General features: G+C 40.7%; 12 protein-coding genes. 9 read left to right on the plus strand and 3 right to left on the minus strand.

Annotation, left to right across the window (positions count from 1 at the left end):
• Positions 1-4: 4 nt before the first annotated feature.
• Positions 5-847 carry an ABC transporter ATP-binding protein gene (locus J8L86_RS08870; RefSeq protein ID WP_055025718.1) on the plus strand — a complete coding sequence of 281 codons (843 nt, stop codon included), beginning with the start codon at positions 5-7 and terminating at the stop codon, positions 845-847.
• Positions 848-978: 131 nt separating this feature from the next.
• Positions 979-2139, plus strand: a complete 1161-nt coding sequence (locus J8L86_RS08875) for an alginate export family protein (RefSeq protein ID WP_174567624.1) — start codon at positions 979-981, stop codon at positions 2137-2139.
• 134 nt (positions 2140-2273) lie between these two features.
• Here J8L86_RS08875 and J8L86_RS08880 read toward each other — a convergent pair whose 3' ends face one another.
• On the minus strand, positions 2274-3521 hold the full coding sequence (locus J8L86_RS08880) for a dicarboxylate/amino acid:cation symporter (protein ID WP_211029924.1): 1248 nt from the start codon (positions 3519-3521) through the stop codon (positions 2274-2276).
• 361 nt (positions 3522-3882) lie between these two features.
• On the opposite strand from J8L86_RS08880, the gene J8L86_RS08885 reads away from it, so the two are divergent.
• The 6 genes from J8L86_RS08885 (at position 3883) to J8L86_RS08910 (ending at position 12091) form a co-directional block, all read left to right on the plus strand.
• A complete protein-coding gene (locus J8L86_RS08885) occupies positions 3883-4305 on the plus strand; it encodes a YqaA family protein (protein WP_065108614.1) in 423 nt (140 codons plus the stop codon).
• 178 nt (positions 4306-4483) lie between these two features.
• Positions 4484-7315, plus strand: a complete 2832-nt coding sequence (locus J8L86_RS08890) for a pitrilysin family protein (RefSeq protein WP_211029926.1) — start codon at positions 4484-4486, stop codon at positions 7313-7315.
• Positions 7316-7599: 284 nt separating this feature from the next.
• The gene (gene gshA / locus J8L86_RS08895) at positions 7600-9192 is read left to right on the plus strand and encodes a glutamate--cysteine ligase (RefSeq protein WP_211029928.1); all 1593 of its coding nucleotides are present in this window, start codon (positions 7600-7602) and stop codon (positions 9190-9192) included.
• Positions 9189-9617, plus strand: coding sequence for a hypothetical protein (locus tag J8L86_RS08900; protein ID WP_211029930.1), 429 nt, complete (start codon positions 9189-9191; stop codon positions 9615-9617). Before gshA ends, J8L86_RS08900 begins: the two co-directional genes overlap by 4 nt.
• Before the next feature lie 446 nt (positions 9618-10063).
• Positions 10064-10681, plus strand: a complete 618-nt coding sequence (locus J8L86_RS08905; RefSeq protein WP_055025712.1) for a hypothetical protein — start codon at positions 10064-10066, stop codon at positions 10679-10681.
• A 228-nt stretch (positions 10682-10909) separates the two neighbouring features.
• A complete protein-coding gene (locus J8L86_RS08910; RefSeq protein WP_065108611.1) occupies positions 10910-12091 on the plus strand; it encodes a methyl-accepting chemotaxis protein in 1182 nt (393 codons plus the stop codon).
• 76 nt (positions 12092-12167) lie between these two features.
• On the opposite strand, the gene purK is transcribed toward J8L86_RS08910, so the two are convergent.
• Positions 12168-13265, minus strand: a complete 1098-nt coding sequence (gene purK / locus J8L86_RS08915) for a 5-(carboxyamino)imidazole ribonucleotide synthase (protein ID WP_055025710.1) — start codon at positions 13263-13265, stop codon at positions 12168-12170.
• A gap of 2 nt (positions 13266-13267) precedes the next feature.
• A complete protein-coding gene (gene purE, locus J8L86_RS08920) occupies positions 13268-13759 on the minus strand; it encodes a 5-(carboxyamino)imidazole ribonucleotide mutase (RefSeq protein ID WP_055025709.1) in 492 nt (163 codons plus the stop codon).
• Positions 13760-13993: 234 nt separating this feature from the next.
• Between purE and J8L86_RS08925 the strand changes: the two genes are divergently transcribed.
• Positions 13994-14839 carry a hypothetical protein gene (locus J8L86_RS08925; protein ID WP_065108610.1) on the plus strand — a complete coding sequence of 282 codons (846 nt, stop codon included), beginning with the start codon at positions 13994-13996 and terminating at the stop codon, positions 14837-14839.
• The last annotated feature ends 18 nt before the right edge of the window (positions 14840-14857 follow it).

The following is a 14857-nucleotide window of genomic DNA, read 5'->3' on the forward strand; positions in this document are numbered from 1 at the left end:
TATTATGAGTGTATTTTTAGATATCAGTAATATCGATATGGATTTTCCTACCCCTAATGGTCCATTTAAAGCGCTTAAAGAAGTGAACCTGAAGATCAATAAAGGTGAGTTTGTATCGCTCATTGGTCATTCGGGCTGTGGTAAATCAACTGTACTAAATATCGTAGCGGGTCTTTATCAAGCCACACAAGGTGGAGTGATTTTAAACAGCGCAGAAGTAACTGAGCCTGGGCCTGAGCGAGCCGTTGTGTTTCAAAACCACTCATTACTGCCATGGCTTACGTCATATCAAAATGTCGAGCTAGCAGTTAAACAAGTATTTAAGAATAAAAAATCCAAAGCTGAAATTAAGGACTGGATTGAATACAACTTAAAGCTGGTACACATGGAACATGCAATGCATAAGCTTCCTAGCGAAATTTCAGGCGGTATGAAGCAACGAGTCGGTATTGCAAGAGCATTGGCAATGGAACCCGAAGTCTTGTTAATGGATGAACCGTTTGGCGCATTAGATGCACTAACGCGTGCGCACATGCAGGACTCGCTAATGGAAATTCAAAACGAGCTGAATAACACCGTTATTATGATTACGCATGATGTGGATGAAGCCGTATTACTATCCGACAAAATTGTCATGATGACCAACGGCCCAGCAGCGACGGTTGGTGAAATTTTAGACGTGAATTTACCAAGACCAAGAGAGCGGTTAGCACTGGCAGAAGACAAAGAATATAACCGTCTACGTGCTGAAGTATTGAAGTTCTTATACGAGAAGCAACGAAAAGTTGAGACCATTAATATTAGCAATTCATCAATTAGTAACGATGAAACTGCTAATGTTGGCTAAGATTACTCTGATGGACAAGATTTAATTACAACAAGGGAAATATGATGAGAAAGAATCAACTTGCGAGTTTTATCAATAAAAGGTTAGCAAAATCAGCGTTAACCATCATTGCTCCAGCATCTTTGGCATTGATGGGCCAAGTACATGCTGCAGAAGCAACGACGATTGCAGAAGCTGTGACTGAAGGGAAAGTGAAAGTCGATTTGAATCTGCGTTATGAAATGGTAGAGCAAGATAACGCATTAAAAGATGCAGATGCCTTTACGTTACGTACCCGATTAACTTACGCCACAGCTGATTACTATGGTTTTAGTTCGTTAGTCGAGTTCGAAGATTCACGTGTCGTAGCGGGTGTTGATGACTATAACGATACTTTAGGAAACAATCCTGATTATTCTGTGATTGCCGATCCTGAAACCACAGAACTTGATCAGCTATTTTTAAAATACCAATACGAAGGTTTTAGTGTGAAAGGGGGTCGACAAGTGATCACCTTTGATAATCAGCGTTTTGTGGGACATGTGGGTTGGCGTCAAGATAGACAGACGTTTGATGGCGTCATGCTTGAATATAAGTTCAATGATATGTTCCAAATTGATTATGGTTATATTACTCAGCGAAATCGTATTTTTGCAGAAGCAAAAGATATTGATTCAAAAGATAATTTAATCAATGCTCAATTAAAAACGGGTTTTGGTACGTTAAGCGCCTATGGCTACCTATTAGAAGAAGATACTAATATTGAAAACGGTCTAGACACTTATGGTCTTCGCTTTACCGGTAAAGCTGATATTGGTGATATTAAGTTACTTTATACAGCGGAATATGCCACTCAGGATTCAGATACAGCAGGGCAATCTTATTCTGCAGATTATATGAGTCTTGAGGGGGGCGTTGGTTTTTCAGTGGTTACCTTCAAAGTAGGCTACGAGTTGTTAGGTTCAGATGGTGGCGATTATGGTTTCTCGACTCCACTTGCAACACTACATGGCTTTAATGGTTGGACCGACCAATTCTTAACAACACCTAAAGAAGGCTTGGCTGACTTGTATGCATCTATTGGTGGTAGTGTGATTGGTGGTAAATGGGCTGTGGCTTATCACGAGTTTGATGCGGATGAATCAAGTGCAGCGGTGGACGATTTAGGCTCAGAAATCAACGCCGTCTTTAGTATGCCATTATACGACCACTATACCGTTGGCGTTAAATATGCGGCTTATTCAGCTGGTGATGTTGCAGCAGGTAAAGTGGATACTGACAAAGCGTGGGTATGGTTTAACGCAAAGTTTTAGCCTAATGTCAGTCCCCAGTTTTAAATAGGTTGGGCTATAAAATGAAAACGGCAGATGAACAATTCATCTGCCGTTTTGTAGGTTTGGTAGCAAATTAACTGAATCTTTAACCAAATCCTTAATTACGTCATTAGCTATGCTGTTTGCTCAATGATTTTTTCATTTGAATTAAACTGCGCTTCATCAAATTGACCTTCACTTTTACCAACCACAACCGCTGTCATCATATCGCCAGTGACGTTCGTTGCTGTACGGATCATGTCAATTACACGGTCAATTGCCGCAATAAATGCGATTCCTTCAAGCGGTAAACCAACAACACCTAAGGTAACGGTTAGCATAACCATTGCACTACCAGGTACACCTGCAGTACCAACTGACGCTACTGTTGCTGTAACAGCGATGAGCATGTAATCGCTCATTTCTAATGGGATACCATAAATTTGGGCAATGAAGATTGCCGCAATAGCAGGGTAAATACCGCCACAACCGTCCATATTCATGGTTGCGCCAAGAGGTAAAACAAAAGCACTATAGCGTTTAGATACGCCCATTGATTCAGTACATTTAGTACTTGCTGGTAATGTACCAAAGCTAGATGCAGTACTGAATGCGACTAACTGTGCAGGCATGGCTTTGCGGAAAAATTGTATCGGGCTCAGTTTAGCGACAAACTTAATTAAGCCACCATAGACAAAAATGATGTGGATGAGCGCTGCGACATAAATTGCGATAATGAACTTACCTAATGGCAATAAGGTTGATAAACCGTACTCACCCACAACCCAAGCCATTAAACCAAATACACCTATTGGGGTGAGTTTTAATACCATACGAGTGAGTTCAAACATGACTTCTGCGCCAGCTGAAATGGTATTTTTAAGTGGTGCAGCTTTTTCGCCAACAGCATTAATAGCGATACCCACTAATGCAGCAAATACGATAATTTGCAGTACTTTTCCTTCTGCTAATGAGGCAAAAGGATTAACTGGGATCATATTTAATAAGACTTGAGCAAACCCTGGAATATCACGGTCTCTCACTTCCGTTGTCGCCAGCTCAATACTGCCGCCCATATCAAAAGAACTACCAATGGCAAGACCTATGAATGATGCAGCCGTGCCTGTTAGCATAAACAGGCCTAAGGTCTTAAAGCTAAGACGTTTAAGGTTTGCTTGAGAACCTAAAGAAGTAATACTAACGACAATGGCGCAGAAAACTAAGGGTGCGACCAACATTTTAATGGCACTGATAAACAAGTCACCGAGTGGTTTCAGCATTACGGCGCTTTCGCCTAAAGCAACACCCGCCATGATACCAAAAGCAAAACCTGCGAGGACTTTTTGCCAAAAAGGAATACGTTTCAAGGTTTGAAAAATCATTAAATTTCCAACTATTTATTATACTTGCCGTTGTTTTCAGCAAGGGGATTATTATTTCAATAACCAAACACAATTACACAAAGGCTATTGAATAGTCATTGCGGAAGTTACGCTGCGTAAGCAATACGATGGTTCACATCATTAAGGTTCAGCTTATTTTAATATTGCTTATCTACAGTTCTCGGTGGAGCAATTTTCGAATTGTATTGAGTCAATCATAACGGGACAAACCGTTTTTGATATAACTTATACCATTTTTGAGACTTGTTAAATGTACTTTAAATTTCAACAACTTGCTAACCCTTGGTAAGGTGTGACTTCAAAGTGATTAAAACTCTATAAATATCATCAGGTAAAGTAAATGACAGCGTTATGGTTAATGTTTAGCGGGGCCTTTCTAGCAGCAACTTTGTTACCAGGAGGCTCAGAAGTTTTACTTGTCGCTTTATTGAATGAAGCCCCACAAACGTGGTTTGCATTGCTTGTTGTGGCCAGTATTGGTAATTCGTTAGGGGCAATCACCAGTTATTATTTAGGCTATTTAGGCCGCTTTGCGAAGACGCCAGAGGACTTTGCCTCTAAAAAATACCAACATGGACTAAAATTAATCGAAAAATATGGCTATTGGGCGTTATTGTTATCTTGGCTGCCATTAATCGGCGATATTTTATGTTTAATCGCAGGATGGCTAAAGTTACCTATTGTCCCATCGACTATCATGATACTCATCGGTAAAACGATTCGTTACTCTTTAATTGTGGCAGCATTTATGTTGGCGTGGTAATAATGACCCTACGAGGTAGGGTATCCATCATATTGAATATTAATATATAACTTTCAATCACTTTAGTTTGTATTTTTGCAAGCCATAGCGCAATTTCCACTACTATTGGAAACTATCTGAATAAAGCAGGGTCGTAAGCCCATACTATTATGCTATTAATTTTTTAAAGGAAGTTTAAGTGAAGAAATGGATCTTAGCAGCGGCGATCTCTATTGCCATAAGTGGCTGCGCACATGACGTAAAAACGTCCTCCAGTTTGCCTCAAGGCGTGACTTTAATCGAAACCGTTGGTGTATCTGACGCGGTGAGTATCCCTTATAAAAAATATTTGTTAGAGAATGGACTGACAGTTATTTTGCATCAGGACAATTCAGATCCTCTTGTTCATGTTGATGTTACTTACCATGTGGGGTCTGCTCGTGAAGTAGAAGGCCGCAGTGGTTTTGCTCATTTATTCGAACACATGATGTTCCAGGGCTCCCAGCATGTTGGAGATGAGCAACACTTTAAAGTCGTCACAGAAGCTGGCGGTACGCTTAACGGAACGACTAATACCGATAGAACAAATTACTTTGAAACCGTGCCAAGTAACCAACTCGAAAAAATGTTGTGGCTAGAGTCAGACCGAATGGGCTTTTTGTTGCCAGCATTGACCAGTGAAAAATTTGAAGTTCAGCGTGAAACGGTGAAAAACGAACGTGCTCAACGTATCGACAACCAACCATATGGCCGTTTGAATGAACGCTTTAATCAAGCCATGTTTCCTGAGGGACACCCTTACTCATGGCCTGTGATTGGCTGGCCAGAAGATCTAGAACGTGCAACGGTTGATGATGTTCGTAACTTCTTTAAACGTTGGTATGGGCCTAACAATGCTACGTTAACTATTGGTGGAGATTTTGATGAAATGCAAACGCTTGCCATGGTTAATAAGTACTTTGGTGAGTTAGCCCGTGGCCCTGAAGTTAAAGCTGATCCTAAAACCCCTGTTACTCTCGATGAAACCCGATATATTTCGATGGAAGATAAGGTGCATCTACCTCTGATTTATATGGGTTTTCCGACAGTTTATGCCCGTCATGAAGATGAAGCTGCATTAGATTTATTGGCCAATATTTTAGGCGGCGGTAAAACATCGCTGTTATACAAAAATCTGGTTAAAGATGGCTTTGCTGTGCAGGCATCAGTCGGTCATCCTTGCCAAGAGTTATCGTGTCGTTTGACTCTATATGCGTTGGCAAATCCTGCATCAGGTACCGACCTTGCTAAATTAGAACAAAAAATTAATGACTCGATTGCCGAGTTTGAGCAGCGTGGTGTGACCGATGACGATCTACAAAAAGTAAAAGTGCAATTTGAAGCCGATACCATTTACGGCATGCAAAGTGTGAAAGGCAAAGTTTCTACACTGGCTTACAATCAAACCTTTTTTGATAACCCTAATATGGTCGCCAGTGATTTAGCTCGTTATGCCAGTGTTACCAAAGAAGATGTGATGCGGGTTTTTAAAACCTATATCAAAGATAAACCAATGGTCGTAATGAGTGTGGTTCCTGAAGGGGCTAAACAGCTTATCGCTAAAGAGGATAACTTCACTCCGGTAACGCAATCAGTGGCCGATGTAGCGGTAACAGGAACAGAGAATGTTCGTCAAATCACTTCAAGCTTTGATCGCACCGTGATGCCGAAGGCAGGCGCTGCGCCCGTGCTTAAAGTACCAAAGCTATGGAATGCATCACTAGCAAATGGCATCGAGGTCATGGGAACAGAAAACCATGAAACCCCAACGGTAGAGTTATTAATTTATCTTGATGGCGGTAATCGGTTACCTGAAATTGAAAAAGCAGGTGTCGCCTCTTTAACGGCTTCAATGTTAAATGAGTCGAGTCAAAAACGAACAACAGAAGAATTAGCAGGCGCACTTGAAATGCTAGGCAGTAGTATTTCATTTGGAGCAACCTCTACTCAGAGCTACATTCAAGTATCGAGTTTGACTGAAAATCTGACACCAACGTTGGCAATTTTACAAGAAAAGTTATTTTCGCCAGGTTTTGTTGAGGCTGATTTTGAGCGTCTAAAACAACAGGAAATACAAGGGTTACAACACCAAGAATCAGATCCAAACTATCTAGCTCGTAGAGCATTTTCAGGATTACTTTTTGGCGAAGATACTCACTTTAGCGTACAAGCCTCAGGCAGTGTAGCGACAGTGTCTGCATTGACATTAGATGACGTAAAGCAGTTCTATCAAACCCAATATAAAGCAGGTAATGCGCAGGTGGTGTTAGTGTCTGATTTACCTCAACAACAGGTGATGTCTGAACTTTCGGTATTGGAGAAATGGCAAGGCAGTGCAAATAAAGCTGAAGCGTTACCAACATTCCCAACACTTGCTGGTGGCACTATTTACGTTATTGATAAACCCGGTGCAGCTCAGTCAGTGATTAAGATCGGTAAGCGAGCATTACCTTACGATGCGACAGGGGAGTATTTTAAATCTTTCTTAATGAATTACCCATTAGGTGGAGCATTTAATAGTCGTATAAACCTGAATCTACGTGAAGATAAAGGCTATACCTACGGGGCAAGAACTGGCTTTAATGGTAATGATGTTATCGGTCGTTTTGAAGCAACTGCCAGTGTTCGAACAGATGTAACGGCTGAGTCAGTGACTGAGTTTGTGAATGAAATAAAACGTTTTCAAGCTGAAGGTATGACGGATAAAGAGTTAGCTTTCATGCGCAGTTCTATTTCTCAAGGCAAAGCGCTTGAGTATGAAACCCCATATCAAAAAGCGGGCTTTATGCGCATGATACAGCGTTACCAATTGGCAGATGACTTTACTGAGCAACAGGCTGATATTGTGGCGACAATCAGTAAAGATGAACTTAACCAGTTAGCTAAAGCGCAGTTAGATTTATCGAGTATGATTATGGTCATTGTTGGCGATAAAACGGTGATTTCACCTAAACTTGAAGCTTTAGGCTATCCTATAAAAGAGATTAAATAGGTTTCGCTATTGTTTTTAAAAATATAGACCCTATATAGGTTTTATAGGGTCTGATATGATGAAAGACCACATAACGGTGACAATAATGATGTTACCGTTTTTTATTTTAAGACGATTGAACGTAAATTTATTCAATGAAGCAGATTTTATTATGCATTGTTGGAAATAATATCGTTTAATAGCAGGTCTAGCAGATTGTAAGTCGCAATATGAACCGATGCGGCTGACTAATTCGAGTGATTAATTCGAGTTATTAATTCGGGTTACAATAAGAGAACAGCAAATTGAACTCATTCAATGAAATAATCGATTACCTTTCCAACGACCAAGGTCGTGAATCACTGCTCGGTATGTTAAGGGGCATTGAACGTGAAGCTTTAAGAATCGATGACTCTGGTCAATTAGCAAAAGACGGTCACCCAGAAAAGTTAGGTTCAGCCTTAACTCACTCTCGTATTACCACAGATTACAGTGAGTCTCTTTTAGAGTTCATCACTCCAGTTAATTCTAATATTGACACTTTATTAGATGGCTTAACTCAAACTCATGCCTACAGTGTTAAAAATATGAATGGCCAAACACTCTGGCCTGTCAGCATGCCTTGTTATGTTGGCGATGAGAAAGATATTCCGATCGCCCGTTACGGCAGTTCAAATAATGGCAAAATGAAAACCCTTTATCGTCAAGGGCTAACTCATAGATATGGACCTTTAATGCAGATTATTGCTGGGGTTCACTTTAATTTTTCAGTGTCAGAAAAACTGTGGGATGCTTTGTATGAGAAAAGTGATAAACAGCTTTCTAGACAAGATTTTATTTCAGAATCTTACTTTGGCATGATCCGCAACTATCGCCGTTTGGTATGGGTATTGCCATACTTCTTTGGCTCTTCACCCGCACTATGTAGTTCGTTTATTAAAGAACAGCCAGTTGATTTTGATTTTAAGAAAACAGGTAAAGGGACACTTTACTTACCTTACGCAACGTCATTGCGTATGAGTGATTTAGGTTACACCAATAAAGAGCAGGAACAGCTAGATATTAGTTATAACTCGCTACCTGAGTATCTAGCGGGTGTAGGCGAAGCAATTAGAATGCCTTCAGCAAGCTTTGCAAAAATCGGGGTTAAGGTTGGCAATGAATATCGCCAGTTGAATAGCAACGTTTTACAAATCGAAAATGAATTTTATTCGCCAATTCGGGCTAAACGCGTTGCTAAGTCAGGTGAAAAACCATCTGAAGCGCTTGCTAGAGCAGGTGTAGAATATATCGAAGTGCGTGCCCTTGATGTCAATCCATACAGCCCTATTGGTATTGATGCTAGTCAGGTTAAGTTCCTTGATTTGTTCTTGCTTTATTGTTTATTACTTTCATCCGAGAAAACAGATGTTGAAGGAGAGGCTGAAATAGCCGCTAACTTAAAAGCTGTTGTACTTGAAGGTCGTAAACCTGACTTAACCTTAAGTAGAAAGGGCCAACACGTTAAGTTAACTGAATGGTTAAGTGATATTTTTGAGCCAATGTCACGACTTGCTGTTTTACTTGATGGTGAGGGAAATCAGTACCAACAAGCATTATCACAGTGGCAAGAAGCGATTAACGACCCAAGTAAAACACTATCTGGTCGTGTACTTGAAGATGTAGTGAATCAAGGTATTGATCATGGTGTGTGGGTTAAACAACTTGCAAAACAGTACCATGAGTACCTGTCTAATTATCCGTTATCAGCCAATACTTTGGCTGAATATGAAGCTGAAGCGCAAGAGTCTCTAAAAGTGCAGCAAGACATTGAAGCACAACCCGCAGTGAGCTTTGATGAGTTTTTAGCGGATTATTTTGCTGATTTAGCGCAGCCAGCAGTTGCCGTTAACCAATGAAGATAACGGCCTTATTATTGATGATGCTTGCACTGCTTCAAGGGTGTGCAAGTTCATCAGATGATGAGTTTATGTGTGGTTCGGTTGCGAGTTACATTACGCCACCGACTGCTGATAACCTATATCGGGTGGTTGTCACACATCTTGATGGCCAAGCTGTTATTTCGCGTCCTTATTATAAACTGACAGCAGGTAAGCACACGTTTACATTAGCTGAGCTAATAGAGTCGCCAGAATTGAAAGTTAAACTCGCAGCCAGACAAACCAAAAAGCTGGATATTGTGGTTGAACGTGAGCAGCGCTATCATTTAGCTGCTGAACTTAAAGTTGATAAAACATATACAGGGCTTAATAGCGACTATTGGCAGCCAGTGGTTTGGAAGCAAGCGCCTTATGAATGTGTATTTACCGATAAGATGGGGTAAATACTCAATGCTCCCCAAGCGATAATTACACCAAGGAATCACGCTTAGTCATTTTTCGTCCCATACCTATTTTTCATTCTCCTCATGTTCAATTAATCGCTTTACATTTATCTCTTCAACGCAGTTATTTAAAAAGTCACTGAAAAATCATTTAACAAACTGATTTAAAGTTAGCCTCATAAACTAGCCTTCTTAAAATTAGCGACCTCAAAATATCGTTAATAGCCTATATGTATTGCGATGATATCAATCCGTGACAGTCCATAACCGTCTAAGCGACACTGTCTAATCGTCAGTTAAGTCATGGGATATTTTGTCGCTTTATCATAACGACATCGTCAGCTTTTTTATGATAAAGCGGTTTGCATCTCTGTCACTTTGATGTGAGAATCTACCCGTCTTTGGATTTTCATATTCAGTTGTTTTCATTTGCTATAAGGGCTTTTATGAAGTGGTTTTTTCGTGCTTTAGGCACCATTTTATTATTACAACTTACCGGTTGTGCCACACCTCCACCAAAAGAGCCTGACAACCTGTGTTCTATTTTCCAAGAAAATCGCTCTTGGTATAAAGCTGCTGTCAATACTCGTGATAAATGGGGCGTACCAGTGCATGTTCCACTCGCTATGATGTACCAAGAAAGCTCGTTTAAGCACAATGCTGCGCCGCCGATGGAATACTTTCTTGGTTTTATCCCAATTGGACGTGCCAGTGATGCTTATGGTTATGCTCAAGCAAAAACGATGACGTGGGATGATTACGTGCGTGAAACAGGTAATTCGTGGTCGAGTCGAAGTAACTTTGATGATGCGATGGATTTTATGGGGTGGTTTATTTATAAAACTAATAAAATCAATGGTATTTCTAAGTGGGACGCAAAAAATCAATATTTGAATTATCACGAAGGATGGGGCGGTTACAAACGGGGAACTTATAAAGCCAAAGCGTGGCTAGGCCCTGTCGCCAATCGCGTCGATGCACGTTCAAAAACCTATGCTCAACAGTATCACACTTGTAAAGAAGACTTAGATTCTTCTTGGTTATGGCGTTTATTCTTTGGGTAATCCATCGCCTTGAACCATAAGCCTCGCCAATGCGAGGCTTTTTTATGTCATTTGTATAAAAATACTGACAATAATAAATCTAAACTTTCAGCGACAATGTCCGATAACAATTGTAGATATTGTGTTAATTCTTTAATGTTGCACAGGATTTAACATCTTACGATTTATCAATAATAAAAATTGTAACCACTTAGGTTTAAAATAATTTATTCGTTTTCGGAACCCTATATGCAAACTCATAATGATAATAATAAATTGCAGACGAGGTTATTATTACCCGTCATGTCGTTTGTCTTGCTCGCCATTGTTGTTTCACTGTTTCTTCCTGATCAAATCTCCACATTCCAATTGGTCATATTGCTTGTTTGCTTAGGCACTGCGCAGTTGTTTGCCTTGTTATATGTTTACCAGCAGCAAGTACAAAAACGCTTAAATGTATTGAGCCATTATTTAGCGTTAGTGGTCAGTACCCATACTGCGCCCGATAAGCCATTAAAGGATAATGGAGATGACCAAATTGCTAATATCAGTAATGGATTAAGCGATTTCATTGAAGATTTGAAAGCTGTTATTGATGAGATTCGAGCCGATGCTAATGATGTTCGCTCAGGATCATATGAACTTGCTTCTCAAATGGGAGCTGCTGAGTCATCAATGAGTCAAAGCACACAAGAGAATGAACAAATAAGTGCTTCTTTAACTGAGATTGTTCACACTGCGGACGAATTATTTACTAATGCTGAAGAGCTTAAGTCGACATCAGTTCAAGTTAAAGAGCTATTAGCATCAGGAACAAGTGATGCACAAAATAACCAAAGCTCAATGACGACCTTTGCTAATGGCATTGAGAGCATGGTGTCTGATTTAGATTTGCTGAACAGTGATAGCCAGAAGATTGGAAACGTTTTAGAAGTCATTAAAAGTATTGCCGAGCAAACTAACTTGTTAGCCCTTAATGCTGCAATTGAGGCTGCTAGAGCGGGTGAGCAAGGGCGTGGCTTTGCTGTTGTAGCAGATGAAGTGCGAGCCTTAGCGCACCGAACACAAGAATCGACAGTTGAAATTCAATCTATTGTGCTAGAGCTTCAAGCTAAAGCTGGAAATGCGGTCAGTGCCATCGGAGAAAGTCAGCGTGTCACCCAAGAAAGCCTACAACAATGTCAGCGTGTGACCCAAGCCTTTAGCGATATAGGACACGTCTTTGAACAATTAGACAGTGTTGCTGGCAATATGACTTACAGTATTCAAGGTCAGCAAACTTCAACGGGAAGCATTAATAATCGTGCGATTGAAATTTCACGTTTAAGCCATGAGGTGCAATTAAATCTCGAAGCGATTTCATTAAGAGCACAACAACAAAAGGCAAGCTCTGAAAACCTTGAACAAGTACTAACCCGAGTGTGTATTTAACATGCTTAAAGGTAGCAAATAAAAAAGGAGCCTTAGGCTCCTTTTTTGCTTTATAGCGAACATGACTCACTACAATTTAACGCTCGAATTCAGCCAATATCCAAGCAAGAGGGGCTTGGTACTGCTCAGGCATCCATTGCTGTAATAGTGCAATACTGTCGTCAACCATCGCTTTATTGTGTGCTGATAAATTGAGGTGACCCACTTTACGGCCCACTCTGACTTCTTTGTTGTACCAGAATAGCTCTGCATTCGGTAAGCTTAGCCAGCGGTCGTCTTTATCCACACCAATTAAGTTAACCATCACACATTGATAGTTAACTTGTGGGGTGTGGATCGGTAAATCACACAATGCACGCAGGTGTAATTCAAACTGATTGATGTGGCAGCCTGACTGTGTCCAGTGCCCTGAGTTGTGCACTCGTGGTGCTAACTCATTCACCAGTAGTTCATCACCGACACGGAAGCATTCCATCGCCATAACTCCCACGTAATCGAGGGCATCCATGACGCTGGTTAACATTGCTTCAGCTTGTGGTTGAAGGTGGTCTAATCGGCTTAATGGCGAAATAGAAGCCATTAAAATACCATCTTGATGTAAGTTAAGGGTTAATGGGTAAAAAACACATTCACCACTTTGGGTTCTTACACCAATAATTGATACTTCTTCATCAAAATTGATTGCTTGTTCTGCAATGGCTTCATTGCGCCAATCAGCGGGTATTTCTGTTCCTTCAGCTTGCTTTAACCAATGCTGACCTTTGCCGTCATAACCGCCAGTGCGGCGTTTAAGTAATACTCGATCACCATATTGCTGATGCAAGTTTGAGGTATCAGTATTGTCATCAACTAATTCCCAAGGCGATGTCGGAACCGATAGTTCATCCAATAAGCTTTTTTGGGTGAAGCGGTCAGCCAAACGCCCAAAAACGGGGCCATTAATAAAATGCTGATGTTCGCTTAATTGCAGGCTTAGGGATGACTCTGGCCATTGCTCACGCTCTGCAGTGATAATATCAGTATCTTTCAGCGGTAAACGCTCATTAGATGGCGTCATGATGTCCACAGGTTGGACATTGATTGCTAAAGGTTGACCAGCATGGGAAAGCATGGCGCCGAGTTGGCCATCGCCAAGTACCCAGACATTATGTTGTTTAGGGTTTTGCTGAGCCATTATTAAGCTTCCCTCGGATCTGGGTTTTCAAGAATGGTGTTAGTTTGATCATCTCTAAATGCATCAAGACGAGCAGCGAGTTCAGCGTCCGTTACAGCAAGGATTTGACTTGCAAGTAAGCCAGCATTAAATGCACCCGCTGTGCCGATTGCCAAGGTACCCACTGCAATACCTTTAGGCATTTGAACGATTGACAGTAAGCTATCCATTCCTGAAAGCGCCTTACTTTGTACTGGCACGCCAAGAACGGGTAAACGGGTTTTTGAAGCGATCATACCAGGTAAGTGAGCAGCACCACCGGCGCCACCAATAATCACTTTATAACCTTTATCGGCAGCAGTGCTTGCAAAGTCCATTAGTTTGTCAGGAGTACGGTGCGCTGAGACAACTTCAACATGATATGGCACCTGAAGCTTATCCATTATTTCTGCGGCGGCTTCCATGGTGGGCCAATCACTCTTAGATCCCATTACTACGGCAACAAGGGCTTGCATGATAACTCCTTAACACACTTATATTATTAGGTTATTTCTTACTTTTCCCTGCGTAGGGTACAGGGCTTATCACCATGAAAATCATGACGATAAAAAAGGGGCTAGATAATAGCATGCTGGCTTTATTTTCGCTGCATTTCAGTGTTTTCTGCGGCTGAAACTCAGTTTCTGATTGCGAATGCTAACAGGGTACTCTACTGTTAATGACATAGGCTTTGAACTCGAGGGTACTTTATGGCATTCGAAAGGTTAAAGACTAAGGGACTAGTTTTTTGCACTGTATTTTTTTTTACTACATTCAATCAGCAGCTTATAGCTGCAACTCATGCCGTTATGTTAACGGAAGTTGATGAAACGATAGTGTCTATTTCTGGTAATGAAGAGATGGAAGCAATTGCATTATTAACAGAGTTTAGTGATGAGCAGCTTTCATTTGACCAAGAGCAAGTCAGCATGACTCGTGGTTGGTTAGAGTTATCTAAACAGCAAAATAGTTGCATGTTTAATAAAATAAAAACCGCAGAACGTGAAAGTGTCGCTCATTTTTCCAAATATCCTATCAGTGTTTACCCTCCACTTAGATTAATCGTAATGAGTCATCATCGGGAACTCTTTCCCAAAGAGTTTGATTTAGCGAATTTTCCTGCAGATACACATGGTCAACTTGGGGTCGTCAAAGATAGAGCTTATGGCGACTTTATTGATGAGAAAATAAAAAGAAACCCACATCAATACTATATTCGTGGCGGGATGGGCTCTTCAAACAGTTTAATTAAAATGCTTAAAGCAGAGCGAGTAAAGGGGATTATCGAGTACAGTGAAGTGGTCGATGCCTTTTTACGAGACAATAACCAGAGTTTAGATTATCAATCTATTCCTATTCGCCATGTGACTCAGCCTATTTATGGCTACATCGCTTGTTCACAAGGCGAAAAAGGTAAAAAAGTCATTGCTGAAATTGACCGAATTATGGGTCTACAAAGTTTTCAAGAAGCTTTTATTCAAATGCATGCTGACTTTTTTGGTGAGGCTGAACAAGCCATTTTAATTCCTGAATTAGAACGTGTTTTTAGTCAGTAATAACCGTTATTATTTTTT

The organism is Shewanella sp. MMG014 (assembly GCF_018100775.1).
In the GTDB taxonomy this organism is placed as follows: Bacteria; Pseudomonadota; Gammaproteobacteria; order Enterobacterales; family Shewanellaceae; genus Shewanella; species Shewanella japonica.